This is a genomic window from Paenibacillus sp. IHB B 3415 (assembly GCF_000802655.2).
GTDB lineage: Bacteria > Bacillota > Bacilli > Paenibacillales > Paenibacillaceae > Paenibacillus_AQ > Paenibacillus_AQ phytohabitans.
The window spans coordinates 1-17,415 of record NZ_JUEI01000008.1; the positions used below are offsets into that span (position 1 = coordinate 1).

The following is a 17,415-nucleotide window of genomic DNA, read 5'->3' on the forward strand; positions in this document are numbered from 1 at the left end:
ACCTGGTTTGGGACCAGGGGGTCGCATGTTCAAATCGTGTCATCCCGATAACACAGCTAATAGCTGGCAATGAACTCTTACTTCGGTAAGAGTTTTTTGTTGCGTTATTAAAGGAACGTATGTTCCTTTAATCGTCTAAAAAAAAGACAACCTCTGCCGGGATGCCGATCCTTGCATAATAGCTCTGTAAAGATTCATCCTGCTCGATAGAAGTTCCAGCGGATAGCAGCTTCACTGCGAATATATTAGCCTGACGCTCCAGCTTCCCTGGTGAGAAAAAAGAGTTTTCCTCCAGAAAAAAACGGTTGACCCCTTTATGCAGACGGTCATGAGCCAATTCATGCGCACATACAAACCGCTGCCACTCCAAAGGCAGCTCATTATGAATGACGATAAACCTTCTTCTTAACTTACGGTAATACAAGCCCTTGGTGCCTTCGCCCAGATTGATGAACCTGATGTGAATGCCGAGAGCCCCAGCCAGCTCGAAGGGGTTGTTGGTTTTATATTTTTTGACCAGACGCTTGATTAGCTCATCCATATTCTTCACCCGCAGCATGTTAATAGTTGTATGATTGCCTGGCTATTCCTTCGTACCTGAATCGTGCTTGGGCTTAGTTCTTTTGTTCATCTGCTTGGCCTCCCAGAATAGGCCTGTTAATACATCCTTGATCCGCTGCTTATCCTCCTTGTTCAGTGGGATTCCGTCGAACATCAGCTCGCCATCATCCTCAAGCATTTGACGGAAATCCCGTTTATCCTTACTCGTAGCCCATGCGGGCACTGATCCTCCAGTACTGCTCTGTGATTCGGTTAAATGACCGGCATGGCCCATAAGCTCCTCATAAGAGACATCGGTCGCTTCAGCAATCTTACGCAGTGTAGCCGGCTTAGGGACGCCCCGCAGTCCATTCTCTATCCGCGAAATTTGTGCTCCGCTAATTCCGGCAAGGGATGCCAACTGATTGATTGTCAGTCCCTTTCCTTCCCGAAGCTGTTTCAGATAGTTCCCGAATTCCTCTGCCATCGTTAACCACTCCTTATCACCTAATAAGCTGTTGCTATTAATATAAGCTATTTATGCCAATAGGTAAACAATAAAGCGGCTATTATTGCCAAAAGGTAAGATAAATAATGAATATAGCTTGTTTATGCTCTAAAACGGGCCTAAATGGCATTTTACGGAATTGGCAGATAAGTGGTATATTATTGAAAAAGGCGAACAACATACGAACAAGTAGAATTTTACCACATTTGGCTGGAAAGGTCCGCAATAAAGTTCTCAAATCTGTATGACATCAAAAGGAGTGGTTAACATGATGATTCTATCTTCACTGCCCGAGCTTGACCGCCGTCTTACTCAGGTCACTATAGAAAATATGCTGGAGAAATACCGTATTTTTAAGACCGTAACTTTCGAGGCTAAGGAGGCCGGAATTACGTACTCTTATACGGAAAGATTTCATGGCGCGACTAATTCGGTTACGGATCAGACGGCGGCTATAGCAACTCATAACGTGGATGTGCCTGCGGCAAGAAGAGCATACTGTGCAATGATAGATTCCGTAGTAGAGAGACTTACACTTAGGGAGCAGCAGCTTGTGCGGGAGCGTTACTTGCGCAGAGAGGAGAGCTACGACTACACGATCTATAATCATGTGTTTGATCCCCCGGTGAGCAAGGACACTTACGTGAAAATAAGGTCGAAGGCGTTCTATAAGATGGCGCTGGCGCTCGCAGATCTGCAGTTGTTGTCATTAGCTTCGCTAGAGAAAACATCAGGGACCCGCAAGTAGAAATAGCAGACTGCCTGCTGTAGCTGAAGCGTTTCACAGTTAAGATAATAAGAAGTACAAGATGCCGTGTTGCCCAGTGGGTGATGCGGCTTTTTTGCGGCCACTGGTACCTCCTTTTTTCATCCCAAGGGTCTCCGGAAGTTAGTCCTTTCTCCTCTATAATAGCGTCTGCACAAGGATTCAAAGGGTCTATATTTATAACATGGCAAATGAAGCAGAAGGACACCACTGGAGCATGAATGCTCTACAAGATACAGTCCCTTGGTGGCTGAGGCACAAGCGTGGTGAAAGTTCCTTCAGCAGTTGCCTAATACAAGGCGGATATTATTCTTGTCAGGATAGTATCCGTTGTGATTTCCAGGAAGGGGGGAGGGATTATCACAACTAATCTTGAGAGGAATGAAATCATGACTGTACAACAATTGCGGGAGAACATCACGGAGGCGCTGGCACAGTTTTATCCGGCTATTCCTGTCTATGTGGAAGGGGACAAGCCGCAGTCAGCCTACTTCAGACCGGGGCTCATCTCAGCAACGTACGACCGGCAGCGTGAAGGCAGATACATGGCGGTGTACCGTTTCGGTATCCGCTATGAGCAGGGAGGTCTGCTGGATGCAGAGAGCATGGCGGACGGCTTGTGTGAAGCGCTGGCGGCCAGGGAAAGCGGGAATTCTTCTTTTCGTGTGATTCGCCAGTCGTGGGAGGCAGGAGCAGAGGGACATGGGCCGCTGTTCACAGTGGACTATATGCTCTATCTCCAGAAGCAGCCGGAGGGCGAGGCAGAACTGATGGGTCACTTCACAGAAGGAGCACGGCTGAAATGAATTCAAAGGAAATGAATGCAAGTGAGCTGAAGCGGGGCGGGGAAGACCGGAATGCTTTTGGTAAAAAGCAGATTATGGGTTCGGTCTTATTTTCGCCGAAGGAAAAAGATGTACTGGATGTAGTTCTGCATGAGAGCGAGAGCTACAGCCTGGAAGAGGCTAAGCAATTAATGAAGCTTTATCTAAATAAGGAGGTTATCTAATGGCTGGAGGAACATGGACAACACAAAACAAGGTGCGTCCGGGGGTATACGTAAATGTGGCTTCGAACGGAAGCGTGTCAGGTAAAATGGGGGAACGCGGTACGGCGGCCCTGGTGCTTACGCTGCCTTGGGGACAAGCTGGAGTCATTCTTAAGCTTACTGCCCAGGATGATTTCAAGCAGAAGCTAGGGTTTGATCTGACGGATGCTGAGCTGCTGCCGGTAAGAGAGGTACTGAAACGGGCCGGTACGCTGCTGCTCTACCGCTTGAATCAGGGAGTTAAGGCTACGGTCACCAATAATGGGGTTCAGGTTACTGCATTGTATGGCGGGGAACGCGGCAATGCTCTCAAGGTAGTTATCGAAAAGAATATCGACGACAATGCTCAGTTCGATGTGCGGACTTTGCTTGAGAATACAGAGGTGGACAAGCAGACAGTAGCTACGGCTGCCGGGCTGACTGCGAACGACTATGTAGAATTTAAGCCGAATGGACCCGATGCGCTGACGCTGACAGCCGGGATGCCGCTTGTAGGCGGTGCAAATGGTACGGTAACCAATGCAGAGCACAGCGATTTTCTGGCGGCGCTGGAGGTTCAGGACTTCCAGACTGTGGGGCTGGTATCCGAGGATAACACACTCAAGGCGCTATATAGCGCTTATGTGAAGCGTCTGCGCAATACGGAAGGCAAGAAGGTCCAGGCGGTATTGTCCGATTATGCTACGGCTGACCATGAGGGCATTATCAGTGTGGCAAACGGTGTGGTGCTGAGTGATGGAACTGTGGTGGATAAAGCGCATGCCGTGGCTTGGGTAGCCGGTGCTACTGCCGCCGCTGCAGTGAACGAATCTCTGACTTATCAGGCCTATGATGATGCCGTTGACGCGGATGTGCGCTTCAGCCATTCCGAGACCGTAGCCGCGCTTACAGACGGTGAACTGCTCTTTACGTATAATGGCGGCCGGGCTGTGGTGGAGCAGGATATCAACACCTTCACTTCCTTTTCACCAGACAAGGGGAAGGCATTCTCCAAAAACCGTGTGCTGCGCGTGCTGGATGGAATAGCCGGTGATTTGAAGCGGATTTTTGAGAATTACTTCATTGGCAAATTGCCGAATAATGAAGACGGGCGTGCGCTGTTCTGGTCGCAGTGCGTCACCTATATGAATGATCTGCAGAACCTGGGGGCGATTGAGAACTTCAACGCACAGAGCGATATTGTAGTTACTCCCGGATCGGACAGTGACAGTGTTGTGCTGGATGTGGCTGTGAAGCCGGTGGATTCCGTAGAAAAAGTATATATGAAAGTGAAGGTGGTTTAAGATGACATTCTTGAAAGCCAGCGATACGCTATCCGGCCAGGAGGGCCGGGCCTATGCCACAATTAACGGACAGACGGAAGAAATGTTCTATGTAAAAACGCTGGAAGCCACGGTGGAGAAGCAGAAGGCGGAAGTGAAAACGCTTGGTCGCCGCGGGGTGCAGCATAAGGCAACCGGATGGTCGGGCAGCGGTACGATGACGATTTTCTATATGACGAGCCGTTTCCGCCAAATGATGCTGGAATACATGAAGACGGGGATTGACCAATATTTCAGTATTATTGTGACGAATGAAGACCCGTCCTCTACAGTTGGCGCACAGCGCATCATGCTGAAGGATGTCAATCTGGACAGTGTCATTATGGCCTCGCTGGATACGGAATCGGATGCGCTTGAGGAAGAGGTCAGCTTTACATTTGAGGATGTGGAATTGGTTCAGCCCTTCAGTGCCCCGGCAAATTCCGGCCAATAAAGATTAAGCAGGCATATCCATAGACAAGAGCTGGAAAGACCCGGGCGTATTATATGGCGGCGGGTCTCTTCTCTGTCTATACACATTAAGAATCCGGGAGGAACAACATGAGTGAATTAAGTTTGTTTTTTGCACAAAATGCGGCATGTGATACAACAGAGGAGTTTGTGGTCTCGCAACGTTTCAAGGATAAGGAAGGTAAAGCTGCCGTCTGGAAGCTGCGCAGCATGAATGAGGATGAGAACCAGGAATGCCGCAAAGCTGCAACCCGCAAGGTCAAAGGAAAGAACGGCACCTACACCACGGAGATTGATCCCAATGAGTATATGGCCAAGCTGATGACGGCAAGCGTAGTGCATCCGGATCTGAAGAACACCGAGCTGCAGCGTTCTTATGGGGTGATGGGGGCCGAATCACTGCTGCGCAAAATGCTGCTGCCCGGTGAGTTCGCCGCGCTTGGTGAGCGGGTACAGGCCCTGAACGGCTTCGCTACAGATATGAACGAGCTGGTAGATGACGTAAAAAACTAATCAACGAGGGCGATGGTGAGGCCAATCTGGCCTACTACGCCCTCCACGAGCTGCATATTCTGCCGCATGAGCTGATGAAGCTCTCCGTCCGCGAACGTGCGGCGATCTATGCCATGATTGCTGTGCGCGTGGACAAGGAGAAGCGGGAGCGCGCCCGGAGCAAGGGGAAGAAGAGATGAAGGGGGTGAATGAATGGAAATTACGAGTACAGCATTGGTTCCCGTAACAGCATTAACCGTCTGGCAAAATGTGAACTCACAGTGGGACCGGCTGAATCAGAATTTTAACCGGGCCAGCCACTCGCTGGGTGAACTGCAGCAGATACTGGAGCGAGTGTATGAAGAGAAAAACAAGTCTTTCATGGAAGGGTTCATGCAGTCTCAGGAAGCGGCCAGACGGATGGCGGATGAAGGTGACTCTTCCAGGTCCCGCCGCTCTGCGGACAGTTCTAACGATGACGATCCGGATAATAACGATGTCCGGAATGCCAAAAGCGGATTCATGGGTGAGGTTCAAAAAATAATGAAGGCACTGGACGTAGGCGGATTCGAACTAATCACTTACGTTGGGGAAAAAGCCATAGGTTATATGCAGAACAAGAAGAAGGAAGCTGCAGCGGAAAAGGAACAAAAGGCAGCAGAAAAGGCACGGAAAGCAGCGGAGCCGGGATTCCTCTCCAAAACGAAGGACTCCTTAGGTTCACTGGACCTTGGAGGTGTGTTCGATAAGGTTAAGTCTCTGGGTACGAAAGCGATAGCTGCCAACGCAACGGAGGAAGATAAGGGGAAATGGAACAAGCTGCAGGGCAACATGGATAGCGCAGTTGAAATGATGGGTCAAAAAGCCATCGTTGCGTTGCGTCCGATTCTAGATACCTTGAATAATGCATTTCAGTCTGAAGGAATGTCTACTGCACTAAATCTGATCGCAAATGCATTCTTGGTAATAGCTACTGTAATTGGAGAAGTTGTAAATGGCATCTTGTATATGTTTACAGCGTTCCAGGAGAACTGGGATGTTGTAGGGCCGATCCTTGCGGCCATTGCCATTGTCTTCATAGCTGCAATGATTGTGCAGTTATATAATCTTGCTGCCGCGTGGCTTGTAGGCATGTGGCCGATCCTTTTAATTGTTGCGGCTGTAGCGCTGCTTATCTATATTCTTCAACAAGCAGGTGTGTCCGTAAACGAGGTAGTGGCTTTTATCGGGGGAGCTTTTGGCTGGCTGAGGGCAACTATAGAGAATTTCATAATTGGTCTGTACAATAACTTTGTTTCATTTGCAGACTTCTTCCGTAACTTGTTCATTGATCCGACGTATGCGGTTCAGAAGCTGTTTTATGACCTAGCCACGAATTTCCTGGGCTTCATTTACCAAATGGCGTTAGGTGTTGAAAGCTTTGCAGGCGGTTTCGTAAAGGCCATAGCAGACGGCATCAATTTTGTGCTTAAGGGAATTCAAGTTATGGCAGGGTGGTTAAGCAAATTCCCCGGTTTTGAATTTTTGGCCGATTTCAAACCCAACTTTCTTGAAGCAGAGAATCCGCATGTCTTCAGTGATATGGTTAAGAATGCTCAAGGTACCCTGGAAGAGCCTACATCCGATAAGAATGTATACAAAACCGAAAAGAAAGGATTTGTGGATACCGCCAAAACAGTAAAGGAGTATGGGGACAAGGCAGCAGCTCTCCCCGAAAAATTCAATACCAAGCTGGATCAGGCCAAGCCAAAAGATGATAAATCCCAGAATCCTGCTCAAGCCGCAGCAGCGAACATCAACAGCGTCAACAAAGTGGGCGAAGTCGGTTCCATTAATGAAAAGGTCGATATCTCCAGCGATGATCTGGATATGCTGCGGGAGCTGGCGGAGATTCAGTCGATTCAGAATTTTGTCGAGCTGACGCCAACTGTGCAGGTAACAACGGGTAATATTAATAACTCCGGAGATATTGACTCCATCATCACGAAGATCGGACAAAAGCTGAAAGAGGAATTTGTCTCTACGGCCCAGGGGGTGTATACGTAACGTGGAAGAGTATGGGTTCTATCTTAGCTTCAACAACTATGAAGAGGTGATCCGGCTTCCAGTTAACCCTGAGACCCTCGAGATCAAAGAGAATGGTGACAGCAAGAGCTATACGGTCATCGATTTTGGCGAGATCAATGCTATTGCATATCCGAAGCTGACGGAGATCACCATTGAGAGTATTTTTCCGGCACAGTATTATCCGTTTGTGGTGTATTCCGGCGAGAATGCCGGCAAGCTGCTGAAGCCCTATGAATATGTGGAGCTGATCCGGAAATGGATGCTGAGCCGCAGGCCGGTCCGGTTTGTTTTCTCGGGGCTGAAGGCGGTGAATGTGCAGGATACGCAGACTCCAGATTGGCTGAAGCAGGCGAATGCGCAGGCTGAGCAGACTTTTACCGGGGACATTGGCATCAATATGGCGGTTAGTATTGAAAGCTTCTCCTGGAAGCTGAGTGCGGGTTCTTCCGGGGACATCGAGTATACTATCGGTCTCAAAAAGTATGTATTCTACCAGGCGTTAGCCATGAAGGTTGACAACAAGGGTGAAGTGAAGACGCAGCAGAAACGGGCAAGCGAGAAGACAGCACACGCCACTTATACGATCAAAGCCGGGGATACCCTCTGGTCCATTGCTCAAAAGCACCTGGGTGACGGCAGCAAAAGCAAAACTCTGCAAAAGCTTAACAGTATCCCGGACAGTGAACTGAAGAAGCTTAAAATCGGCAGAGTGATTAAGCTGTCGTAGGAGGCCAAGCACATGGAATTGATTGTAATCAATAAAGAAGGCACGATCTGGGATGTTTCCGGGATTGCCACTGATATCTCATGGAAAACCACGCGTACCGGAAAGCCTGCTACACTCGAGCTTACGCTGGCGGACAGCGGGATTTACCAGCATGCGAAGTTCGGCATCAGTAACGGGGATATTGTGCAGTTCAGGAAAGACGGGATTGATGTGTTCTACGGGTTCGTCTTCAGCATCGATACGGGAGCGAATCAGGAAATTAAGCTGACGGCGTATGACCAGATCCGTTATCTGCTGGGCAACGGCAGCTATGTGCTGCAGGATATTACTGCAAGTGAGCTGATCCGCAAAGTCGCTACAGACTATGGCCTTCGGCTCGGAGTGCTGGACCCGGCGAAGTACACGATCCCCTCCTTGATCGAGGATAATAAAAAATTGCTTGATATTATTATGGGCGCCATCGGCAGCGAGCTGCAGTATATGGGCCAGCTGATGGCTTTTTATGATGATTTCGGAAAGCTGACTCTGCGTGCGCCTCAGGCAATGCTACTGAATGTAATCCTTGGTGCTGGTCATTATCTGTATGATTATTCGCTTAAAAGAAGCATTGACGATGATACGTACAATACGATCCTGCTCTATCAAGACAATGAGGAAACCGGCAAACGTGAGTTTTTTCCGGCAACGGATAAGGAAAATGTAGAACGCTGGGGAATTCTTCATCTGTACCAGAAGGCGGATGACAAGGCGAATTTTGCGCAAATCCAGGAGAAGGCAGGCAATCTGCTGAAGCTGCATAACCGCGAGAAGCTTAGCCTCTCTGTACAAGCGATTGGTGATATTCGGGTCCGGGCCGGGAATTTCATCTATGTTCTGCTTGATGAGTTTGAGACGCAGCTGTTTCTGGTCGACCAATGCAGCCATAAGATTTCAGGCGGGGAGCATACGATGTCCCTAGACATTAAGGTGGTGTAGAAGACATGCTCGATATTATTAAACAAGCAAGCCTCGGGGCCGTATCGAATACGAATCCGGTGGCTTTTTCTTATGGGACGGTAGTCGGGGTACAGCCGTTGCAGATCCAGGTGGAGCAGCGGTTCATTCTGACGGGACCGGCGCTGGTTGTGCCAGAGTCCGTGATGGAGAGCAAGGCAGTGCTTGAGGGCAGAGAGATCTTGCTCCGCCGGGGCCTGGCAGCGGGTGACCGCGTGCTGCTCGTCCGGATGCAGGGCGGGCAGAGCTATATCGTCCTGGATCGGCTGGTGGACCTATGATCCCGGCAATCGGCAGATCGGGTCCGGTTACAGCAGCTCTTGAGGGGAGTGCAACAGCTTCAGGCATTAGCCCCAGCCTAACGTACCGGATGGACTTTGAGCACAAGCGGATAGCCGGACGTATGGATGAACTTGAGGCAGTGAAACAGGCAGCGGTTAAAGTTCTGCAGACCGCCCGCTTCGAGCATTTGATCTATAGTCCAAACTACGGAACGGAATGGAGTCTCGTACTGGGACAGGACAGGCTGCTGGTCCGGCCGGAGCTGCGCAGAATCGTAAGTGAGGCGCTGCTTCAGGATGAGCGGATTCAGCAGCTTGAGGATGTGGAAATTCTTTTTAACGGTGATACGGTAAGCTTCAGCTGCACAGCTGTCACGGTTTACGGCAATTTTGAACTTAGAAAGGAGGAGGTTGCCGGTGTATGAAGATCAGACCTATGAGGTCCTGCTTGAACGTATGCTGGACCGGGTTCCGGAAGGGATGGACAAGCGCGAGGGAAGCATTATTTATGATGCGCTCGCTCCGGCGGCGGCTGAAATGGCCCAGATGTATATTGAGCTTGAGGTCAGCAACAATCTGTATTTCCCTGATACAGCGGGTGGTGAGTATCTGGAACGCAGCATTGCCTGGACGGGAATCACCCGTCACCCCGCAGGAAAAGCGCAGCTAAGCGGAAAGTTCTATACCAGCGGAGGGGAACTGCTGGATGTTCCTCTGGGCAGCCGGTTTTCGCTGGGCTTGCTCCACTTTAGCGCGGCGGAGAAGCTTTCGCCCGGAACGTACCGTCTCGAAAGTGAGACCGCCGGTGCAGAGGGGAATCAGTACTCGGGTACGCTGCTGCCCATCGATTATATCCCGGGGTTGGCCCGTGGGGAGATTACGGCACTGCTCGTTCCCGGTACGGATGCGGAGTCGGATGAGGCGCTGCGCCAGCGGTACTTCGATTCGGCTAGACGGCCTTCGACGAGCGGCAATAAATATCATTATATGGAATGGGCACAGGACACCCAGGGTGTAGGGGGAGCGCGGGTCTTTCCGCTGTGGGCTGGGCCGAAGACGGTAAAAGTGGTCATTGTGAATGCGGAGCACAAGCCTGCTTCCGCGCTGCTGGTCTCTCAAGTGCAGCAATACATTGATCCTGCTCCGGGTCTTGGCGAAGGACAAGCTCCGGTTGGAGCCGTAGTGACGGTGGAATCTGCCACAGGCAAAACCATTAACGTCACTGCCAGGGTTACGCTGGCAGCAGGTTATGCGCTACAGCCGGTCATTAATGCTTTTACAGCGATTCTGGAGAAATACCGCAAAGAGAAGGCTTTTGCTGCCACTTATATCAGTCAATCCGTAGTTGGATCGCTGCTGCTGGATACTGAGGGTGTTATGGATTATAGCGGTCTGAAGCTGAACGGCGGGACGGGAAATGTGACTCTAAACGAAACTGAAGTGCCGCTATTCGGCAATGTCGTACTGGAGGTGTAGCTATGGGATATCCGGAGCAGATTGACGTCTTTCAGGACAAGCTGAACAAAAAAGCAAACGGCAGCAGCTATGTCGTCGAGGAGAAGCTTCTTCTTGCAGGCGGTGTATACAGCGGGCTTCTTGCCCACGATAACATCAATAATCAGACCCTATCCGTCTATACAGGTTCACGCTATAGCGGGACTGAGGTGCGGAATTACTCGGTGTCTTTTCCTGACGAGGCGCCTTGGCGGCGGATGATTAAGATCTATGCCGATGTGCCGGAAGTGTATGTGACTTACGAAACGCCGGGAGATACGGTGGAAGCAGATGATGTGAATCAGCTGCAGTCGGGGCTGACCGCTACACAAAGCGAGCTTGAACGTTACAAAAAAGCCGGGCTGATTGACGGCGGATCTTTCAAAAGAGAGGTGTAAAATGGCACAAACTATTCAAGTGAAACGCGGTACGCGGGCAGAGCTGTCCACTTACGGGACGCTGAAGGCCGGCGAAATGGGCTTTTGTACAGACACGAAGGAGATTTATATCGGAGATGGTACCTCCAATTCCATGGTCGGGCGGGCGTTGTCCGGTCCTGAAGCTTCGCGTCCTGCGGCAACGTCAGTGGGCCGGCTGTATTATGTGAGCAGCGGAAGTAACAGCGGTTATTTGTACTTCGATGACGGGGCGGCCTGGCGCCGGGTGAATGCGCAGAAATTAACAGATCTGACCGGCACCGTGGATGATATCGCAGATGGCACTACCTATGCCAAAGTACTCAAGGCGGACATCACCGCAGGTCATCCCAATAAGGTGTCGGACGGCACCAATACAAAGACCGCAGCAGAGATCAAAACCCATATTGACGATGCCGCTAAGCACCGGTTAATCAATGATACGGGGACGGCAATTACGGATCTGTGGTCTGCGCAAAAAATCAAAAATGAGATTGAGCTGGCCAAGCATAATATCGAGCCTCAGGCCTCGGTCAAGGATCAGAATCTGACCGCTCCGCCGGCCAGCCCGATCGAAGGTGAAAGGTACATCATCCCGGCTGGAGCTACCGGCGCATGGGCAGGGAAAACCAATCAGGTTGCCGAGTACCAGTCTGCAGTCTGGGTGTATTATGTTCCGGTTGTCGGCTGGACGGCTTATGTGGATGATGAACAGAAAATTTACAGCTGGAACGGGACCGCTTGGGTGCGGACGGGCGGGGCGCTACAGACTATTACTGCGGGGAGTGGACTCATCGGCGGCGGACAAGCTGATGCGGTGACGCTGAATATCGGAGCGGGCAACGGGATTTCGGTAAGTGCGGATGCAATTGCTGTCACAGCAGGCAAAGGAATTACTGTTGATGCGGCAGGTGTTGCAGCCAACGTGGACGGAAGCAGTATTGTGTATGATGCGGGCAACGGTAACCGGCTGACGGTAAGCAGTATAGATGGCGGAACATTCTAGGGGGCGGTGACCATGGCACTAAAGACATTGATTCAAATTCGCCGCGGCCTGGAAAGTGCGCTGGGTACGCTTGCCGCAGGCGAACTGGGCTACTGCACCGATACAGGCAAGCTCTACATTGGGAATGGCAGCAGCAACTTGCTGCTGGTAGCCGCCCAAAGCACCGGCGACATGCTGAAGAGCATCTATGATACCAATAACAACGGCAAGGTCGATTATGCGCAGGCTGCGGATAGTGTGCCTTGGTCCGGTGTGGACGGCAAGCCATCCGTATTCCCGCCGGCGGCGCATACGCATGAGTATATGCCCAAAGGTCCGCTAACCTGGAATCAGCTTAAGGGGGTGTAGCCGTGGCCTACGGAGACAGTATATATGGCCTTTTGGAGTATTCGACAGATGGTGTGACGGGGGAGGGGCCGGAGGTTAATGTCCCGGATCTGATGAAGTACCTGCCGGAGTACTACCAGGGCGTGCCCGAGATGGAACAGCTGCAGACGAGCGCCGGTGCGGAATGTGGTGAGCTTGCCTATGCGATGGCTGACAGCGATGCGCAGAAGACTCTGGAGTCTGCAACGTGGAGTCTGTCCCGCTGGGAGCGGATGCTGGCGCTGACTTCGGATACGGGCAAGTCTTACGCAACCCGCCGGGAGATGATCAAGGCCAAGCTGCGGGGTAGCGGAACGACCACTCCGGAGATGATCCGGCGGACGGCATCCGCTTTTTCCGGCGGGGATGTTGAGGTGGTGGAGGTGCCCGGAGCGTACAGCTTCGAGGTACGTTTCGTCGGCACGCTGGGCATTCCGGCGAATATGGCGGGTCTGATCCAGATCATGGAGGAGATTAAACCGGCACATCTGGATTATAGCTTCGTGTACAGCTACACCTGGTGGGACTCTGTTAAGACGCTTACCTGGAATAATGCCCATGCCAGAACCTGGAACGAATTAAGAGTATACGAATAGGAGTGTGAGCGATGAAAACAACGGGTAATTTGGGGCTGAAAAAGCCGGATGGTACAGACATTGTAGATATAACGGATTTGAACGGCAATATGGATATTCTGGATACAGCCGTCAAGGCTGTGCAGGATCATGCCGCTGATGCGGTCAAGCATATCACGGCTGCTGAGCGCACAGCATGGAATGCCAAGGCATCCACCGCTGCTGCTACTGCGTCCGCCGCCGGGCTGATGGCGGCAGCGGATAAGGCGAAGCTGGATGGTGTAGCTGCCGGGGCGAAAAATTATGTGCATCCCAATCATACCGGCGATGTAACCAGTACGGGGGATGGTGTTACCGCGATTGCACCGGGGGTAATTGTGAATGCGGACGTTAATGCTGCTGCGGCGATTGATGCTACGAAGATCGGAACAGGCGTTGTGTCTAATGCGGAGTTTGGGTATTTGGATGGGGTGACCTCGGGGATTCAGGGGCAGCTGAATGGGAAGGCGAATCTGACTACTACACCGCAGAAGACGACGGCTGATATTACCTATTATGTCCGGACGGATGGGAATGATGGGAATACGGGGCTGGGGAATACGGTGGGTGGGGCATTCAAAACGATTCAAAAGGCGATTAACAGTGTTCCTTACCACGTGGACCATGCGGTTAACATCTATGTGAATGCCGGGACGTATGCCGAGGATGTCAAAGTTTCCGACTTCAACGGATCGACAGAGTTGTACATTTATGGGGCAACAACTGCGGCTACAGTGGTTAACTACGTTGTTAATAGCTTTAAAGTATATGGTTGCTCTAATCAAATATATATCCAAGGGTTCACGGCGTCCACAAAAACAAAAACAGCTTTTGATGTAGTCAATACAACATTTTGTCAGCTTGTACTTTGCCGCGCTATTGTATCTACTACGCCGCCATACACTGGCGTGGAGGCGTCAAATGGGTCAACTGTCAGGGTTGCTTCTTGCGAACTATCAAACAGATCAACGGCAATACATGCCACGCAAGGCGCTCTTGTTAACTCATGGGACAATACAGGCACAGGAAACGTCTATGGTATAACTGCGACCGAAGGAGGGACGGCAACTAAAGCGGGTACGCAGGCTTCAAGCGTTCAGGGCGATGCGATTAATAGAGGTACGATAACTAACGGCGTTATCAACCCATGGGGAGATAATACTTGGACGGCACGTTCATTTATGTACGCCACTCACTCAGTCCAACAAACTTTTTCCGCAAATGTTCTTACGAAAGTCATTTACGGTTCGGAAGGTAATGACAATTTAGGAGAGTATGACCCGGCAGCTAGCATTTTTACTGCAAAAATGGCTGGTGTCTACATGATCACAGCATCCATCCAGTTCACAAACGCTATAAGCGGGATTGAGCTGAAAATCGGAGTTGGTTCCGCTAGCGGAGGAACATTATTTATGTCTCATACACGCCCTGGAAGTTCTGGTTATACCGCTGCTAGTGGATCAGCAACGTTGGGGGTGGCGGCTGGTGGGACTTTGGCTATATGGGCAACGGCAACTGCGGGAGTGTCAACGAACCCGGACCCTTCTTACTCTTATTTAATGATTACAAGAATTGCATAAGGAGGCTTGAAAATGAATATAGCATTAGCAATTATGTATCTGTACCCGAATGCTGACCCATTTCGGGATTTTAGTATACAGGACAACGGCCCAGAACCCGTCCTGCGCCAAGGTGCCGAAGAAAAAGGCCGCGTCCGCTACGAAATCAAAACGCCAGATTTCGGTGATGAACCAGTGGAGGGCATCCATTACCGCTACGGCATCGACTACAATCTTCTAGTTGAAGGCGAAGACTATGATCTCGTAGAGCACGGCCCGTTCATCGCGGTCTGGAATCTCGATGTTCCGCAGCCGACAGAAGCTGAACTGCAAGCAGCATGGGAAGCTTACCAGGAATACGAGGCAACCAAGCCGCCGGAGCTGACGGAAATTGAGCAACTGCAACAAGAAAATCTGCTGCTGAAAGCTCAGAACAATGCGCTATCCGAACGGGCGGATTTCATTGAAGACATTATTGCTGAAATGGCAATGCAGGTCTATCAATAATGCTTCGTCTATTATAAGCTCATGCTCATATGGAAAGGTGGTGAGGATATAATGGCATTATTTTTTGCACAACGCGTAACCTTGGGTAAAACCAAGTATAGTGAAGTGCCCTCCACGCTGAAGCTTGCAGTCAAAGAAATTCTGGCAGATAGCGGCCTTGAGTTTCTTGCAACAGAAGAATAGATAAGCCCAGGCGCCCTATAAGGCGTTTTTATTTTGCCCTCGGACCCGTCCGGGGGCATTTCTTTTACCAACTCAGAAGGGAGTGAAGCAATGGACAGCAACGATGTTGCGAATTTGGAGAAGCTGCTACCTTTGGCGGATAAGTATGGGCTGGCCTACATCATCGCTTTGATTCTGCTGATGATTTTTCTTGTGCTTTTGCGGTCGATTGTGAAGGGGAATCTGGTGCCGCGTGAACTGCTGGAGCGTGCCGAGGAAGACAGGGACAGGCTGCAGAACATCCTCGACAAAGAGCGGTCCGACTTCATGGCACCGACACTTGAAGTGCTGCAGCGATTGAAGATCGACCATTCAGCGGGCAACAAGAATTCGGATGGTATTAATGAAGAAGACAGGGGGGGATAACGTGCTGAGTGAGTGGATCAAGCGACTATCTCCCCTGCACCGGGATAGAGAACGGAAGCTGACGCAAGCGGGAATGAGAGTATCGCTCTCTATCCGAAGGTACAAGAATGTCTCCAAAGAAATTCAGGAGGAAATCAGGAACAACGGGTTCGCCGAGTTCCTAATCTATGATCGGGGGGCAGAAGATGAGCATCATTGATATTGTGTCGTTAATAGCGTATTCCATATCCTTTATCTGTGCGTTGCTGCTGATAGCTGCGCTTTTTTTGTATTTCCGCAAAAGGCTCCGGGCGCGCGTGGTCAGTTTGTTTATGCTGGCAGCATTCTTTTTTCTGGGGGCGTATACCGTTAAGATGGCGGTTGCCTTCTGGATAAGATTCAGCAGCACTTCCGGTTCGGACGCTGTGCTAAGCTCGCTGCAATCGGAAGCCTGGGCCATCGCCCAGACGGGCACTACTGTAGGACTGGTCATTCTGACGCTGTTAATGTACACCAAACGCCAGGATTTGTTCTTGGTACTGTCTGAGATCAGGAAAGGGAGGAATCCGCATGCTGACTCTGACTCAGGTTCTAAATAAATCCGCTGCCCGTCTATCCGGGCTTCATCCCGCTGTACTCGCCGCAGCTACAACGCTGATTGAACGCTGCTATGCTTGCGGTGTTTCCATCCTAATTACCCAGGGACTGCGGACGACTGCTGAGCAGGATGCGCTCTACGCCCAGGGACGAACCAAGCCGGGAGCGATTGTCACTAATGCACGCGGCGGATATAGCTATCACAATTATGGACTGGCGGTGGATTTTGCGCTGCTGCTTCCGAATGGTTCAAGTGTTTCTTGGGATATGAACAGGGACGGGGACAATGACTGCACGGCCGATTGGCTGGAGGTGGTGCAGCAGGCCAAGGCAATCGGATTTGAATGGGGCGGGGATTGGACCAGTTTCAAGGATTATCCGCATTTTCAGCTGAGCTTTGGAATGACGCTGGCAGCACTTCGGACAGGAGCGAAGCCTGCTGCGTCAGCAGTAGCGGCGGTGTATGAACGCATCAAGCTCAAGGAGGAACAAACTGTGAAGAGTGAAATTACAGCAACGGTAAAAGTGAACGGTGTGAAGATTGTAGAAGGATTGATGGAGAATGGCATTACTTATGCTCCCGTTCGTATGATCGCAGAAGCGCTGGGCGCACAGGTCGGCTACAATCCGGCGACAAAAACAGTGGATATTACAAGTAGCCACCAGAAGGGAGTGAACTCATGATTAACAGTGAACTGTTTGACAATGTGTTAGCTTTTGCTTCAATACTGGCCGTAGTGATTCTGGCGTTGGTGCAGCTGATCAAAAATAATACCCGTCTGTCGCGGGGCGTTATCCCGTTTGTAGGATTAGGAATAGGGTTGCTGGTTGGAGCGGCAGCGTATCCTTTTACGGATCTCGGTATGACCCTTCGCCTCTGGGCAGGGGGGCTTGCCGGACTGTCTGCTACAGGATTATTTGAATTGGCATTCAATAACCGATGAGGAAACATCATGAAACAAAACGTAACCTTGAATTGACAGCTGGCTCTGCGGAGCCGGCTGTTTTTGTGTTTTACGTCATATAATATTACATACTCACTACATAAAACAGACAATATAAATAGGAAGAGATACATAATTAATTCTGACTGTA

Annotated in this window: 26 protein-coding genes; 24 read left to right on the plus strand and 2 right to left on the minus strand. The window is 50.6% G+C overall.

The window, feature by feature from the left end; genetic code table 11:
- Positions 1-127 precede the first annotated feature (127 nt).
- Both QW71_RS04890 and QW71_RS04895 read right to left on the minus strand, forming a co-directional pair.
- Complete coding sequence (locus QW71_RS04890; protein WP_039294354.1) at positions 128-541, minus strand: ImmA/IrrE family metallo-endopeptidase; 414 nt, start codon at positions 539-541, stop codon at positions 128-130.
- A 42-nt stretch (positions 542-583) separates the two neighbouring features.
- The gene (locus QW71_RS04895; protein ID WP_039294154.1) at positions 584-1,027 is read right to left on the minus strand and encodes a helix-turn-helix transcriptional regulator; all 444 of its coding nucleotides are present in this window, start codon (positions 1,025-1,027) and stop codon (positions 584-586) included.
- A gap of 292 nt (positions 1,028-1,319) precedes the next feature.
- On the opposite strand from QW71_RS04895, the gene QW71_RS04900 reads away from it, so the two are divergent.
- The 24 genes from QW71_RS04900 to QW71_RS05010 all read left to right on the plus strand — a co-directional run bounded on the left by QW71_RS04900 (position 1,320) and on the right by QW71_RS05010 (position 17,264).
- Positions 1,320-1,796, plus strand: a complete 477-nt coding sequence (locus tag QW71_RS04900; RefSeq protein ID WP_039294357.1) for an ArpU family phage packaging/lysis transcriptional regulator — start codon at positions 1,320-1,322, stop codon at positions 1,794-1,796.
- Between the two features lie 407 nt (positions 1,797-2,203).
- Positions 2,204-2,620 carry a DUF6838 family protein gene (locus QW71_RS04905; RefSeq protein ID WP_039294156.1) on the plus strand — a complete coding sequence of 139 codons (417 nt, stop codon included), beginning with the start codon at positions 2,204-2,206 and terminating at the stop codon, positions 2,618-2,620.
- Complete coding sequence (locus QW71_RS04910; protein WP_039294158.1) at positions 2,617-2,823, plus strand: hypothetical protein; 207 nt, start codon at positions 2,617-2,619, stop codon at positions 2,821-2,823. Before QW71_RS04905 ends, QW71_RS04910 begins: the two co-directional genes overlap by 4 nt.
- Positions 2,823-4,145, plus strand: coding sequence for a phage tail sheath family protein (locus tag QW71_RS04915; RefSeq protein ID WP_039294160.1), 1,323 nt, complete (start codon positions 2,823-2,825; stop codon positions 4,143-4,145). The genes QW71_RS04910 and QW71_RS04915 overlap by 1 nt, the downstream gene beginning before the upstream one ends.
- Before the next feature lies 1 nt (position 4,146).
- Positions 4,147-4,617 carry a phage tail tube protein gene (locus QW71_RS04920; protein ID WP_039294168.1) on the plus strand — a complete coding sequence of 157 codons (471 nt, stop codon included), beginning with the start codon at positions 4,147-4,149 and terminating at the stop codon, positions 4,615-4,617.
- A 107-nt stretch (positions 4,618-4,724) separates the two neighbouring features.
- The gene (locus tag QW71_RS04925; protein WP_039294170.1) at positions 4,725-5,147 is read left to right on the plus strand and encodes a phage portal protein; all 423 of its coding nucleotides are present in this window, start codon (positions 4,725-4,727) and stop codon (positions 5,145-5,147) included.
- Positions 5,148-5,339: 192 nt separating this feature from the next.
- A complete protein-coding gene (locus QW71_RS04930) occupies positions 5,340-7,172 on the plus strand; it encodes a hypothetical protein (RefSeq protein ID WP_039294172.1) in 1,833 nt (610 codons plus the stop codon).
- A 1-nt stretch (position 7,173) separates the two neighbouring features.
- Positions 7,174-7,920: a LysM peptidoglycan-binding domain-containing protein gene (locus QW71_RS04935; protein ID WP_039294175.1), complete on the plus strand. Its 747-nt coding sequence runs from the start codon at positions 7,174-7,176 to the stop codon at positions 7,918-7,920.
- Positions 7,921-7,932: 12 nt separating this feature from the next.
- Positions 7,933-8,895 carry a hypothetical protein gene (locus QW71_RS04940; protein ID WP_039294178.1) on the plus strand — a complete coding sequence of 321 codons (963 nt, stop codon included), beginning with the start codon at positions 7,933-7,935 and terminating at the stop codon, positions 8,893-8,895.
- Between the two features lie 5 nt (positions 8,896-8,900).
- Complete coding sequence (locus QW71_RS04945) at positions 8,901-9,194, plus strand: DUF2577 domain-containing protein (protein ID WP_039294183.1); 294 nt, start codon at positions 8,901-8,903, stop codon at positions 9,192-9,194.
- Positions 9,191-9,619: a DUF2634 domain-containing protein gene (locus QW71_RS04950; protein WP_039294186.1), complete on the plus strand. Its 429-nt coding sequence runs from the start codon at positions 9,191-9,193 to the stop codon at positions 9,617-9,619. The genes QW71_RS04945 and QW71_RS04950 overlap by 4 nt, the downstream gene beginning before the upstream one ends.
- Positions 9,612-10,670 (plus strand): baseplate J/gp47 family protein, encoded by a 1,059-nt coding sequence (locus QW71_RS04955; RefSeq protein WP_039294188.1) that lies wholly within the window; start codon positions 9,612-9,614, stop codon positions 10,668-10,670. The genes QW71_RS04950 and QW71_RS04955 overlap by 8 nt, the downstream gene beginning before the upstream one ends.
- Before the next feature lie 2 nt (positions 10,671-10,672).
- Entirely contained in the window at positions 10,673-11,086 is a 414-nt protein-coding gene (locus tag QW71_RS04960; RefSeq protein WP_039294191.1) for a hypothetical protein, read from the plus strand.
- Between the two features lies 1 nt (position 11,087).
- Positions 11,088-12,110 carry a DUF2793 domain-containing protein gene (locus QW71_RS04965; protein WP_039294194.1) on the plus strand — a complete coding sequence of 341 codons (1,023 nt, stop codon included), beginning with the start codon at positions 11,088-11,090 and terminating at the stop codon, positions 12,108-12,110.
- A gap of 12 nt (positions 12,111-12,122) precedes the next feature.
- Entirely contained in the window at positions 12,123-12,458 is a 336-nt protein-coding gene (locus QW71_RS04970; protein ID WP_081970300.1) for a hypothetical protein, read from the plus strand.
- Between the two features lie 2 nt (positions 12,459-12,460).
- Positions 12,461-13,072 (plus strand): putative phage tail protein, encoded by a 612-nt coding sequence (locus QW71_RS04975; protein WP_039294197.1) that lies wholly within the window; start codon positions 12,461-12,463, stop codon positions 13,070-13,072.
- An 11-nt stretch (positions 13,073-13,083) separates the two neighbouring features.
- Positions 13,084-14,670: a pectinesterase family protein gene (locus tag QW71_RS04980; RefSeq protein WP_039294200.1), complete on the plus strand. Its 1,587-nt coding sequence runs from the start codon at positions 13,084-13,086 to the stop codon at positions 14,668-14,670.
- 12 nt (positions 14,671-14,682) lie between these two features.
- Positions 14,683-15,156, plus strand: coding sequence for an XkdW family protein (locus QW71_RS04985; RefSeq protein ID WP_039294202.1), 474 nt, complete (start codon positions 14,683-14,685; stop codon positions 15,154-15,156).
- Positions 15,157-15,207: 51 nt separating this feature from the next.
- Entirely contained in the window at positions 15,208-15,339 is a 132-nt protein-coding gene (locus QW71_RS41800; protein WP_268794604.1) for a hypothetical protein, read from the plus strand.
- 90 nt (positions 15,340-15,429) lie between these two features.
- Positions 15,430-15,744, plus strand: coding sequence for a hypothetical protein (locus QW71_RS04990; protein ID WP_039294205.1), 315 nt, complete (start codon positions 15,430-15,432; stop codon positions 15,742-15,744).
- Position 15,745: 1 nt separating this feature from the next.
- On the plus strand, positions 15,746-15,943 hold the full coding sequence (locus tag QW71_RS04995; protein ID WP_039294209.1) for a hypothetical protein: 198 nt from the start codon (positions 15,746-15,748) through the stop codon (positions 15,941-15,943).
- Positions 15,930-16,322, plus strand: a complete 393-nt coding sequence (locus tag QW71_RS05000; protein WP_039294212.1) for a hypothetical protein — start codon at positions 15,930-15,932, stop codon at positions 16,320-16,322. Before QW71_RS04995 ends, QW71_RS05000 begins: the two co-directional genes overlap by 14 nt.
- Positions 16,294-17,004 carry a M15 family metallopeptidase gene (locus QW71_RS05005; RefSeq protein WP_039294215.1) on the plus strand — a complete coding sequence of 237 codons (711 nt, stop codon included), beginning with the start codon at positions 16,294-16,296 and terminating at the stop codon, positions 17,002-17,004. The genes QW71_RS05000 and QW71_RS05005 overlap by 29 nt, the downstream gene beginning before the upstream one ends.
- A complete protein-coding gene (locus QW71_RS05010) occupies positions 17,001-17,264 on the plus strand; it encodes a holin (RefSeq protein WP_039294218.1) in 264 nt (87 codons plus the stop codon). Before QW71_RS05005 ends, QW71_RS05010 begins: the two co-directional genes overlap by 4 nt.
- Positions 17,265-17,415: the final 151 nt, after the last annotated feature.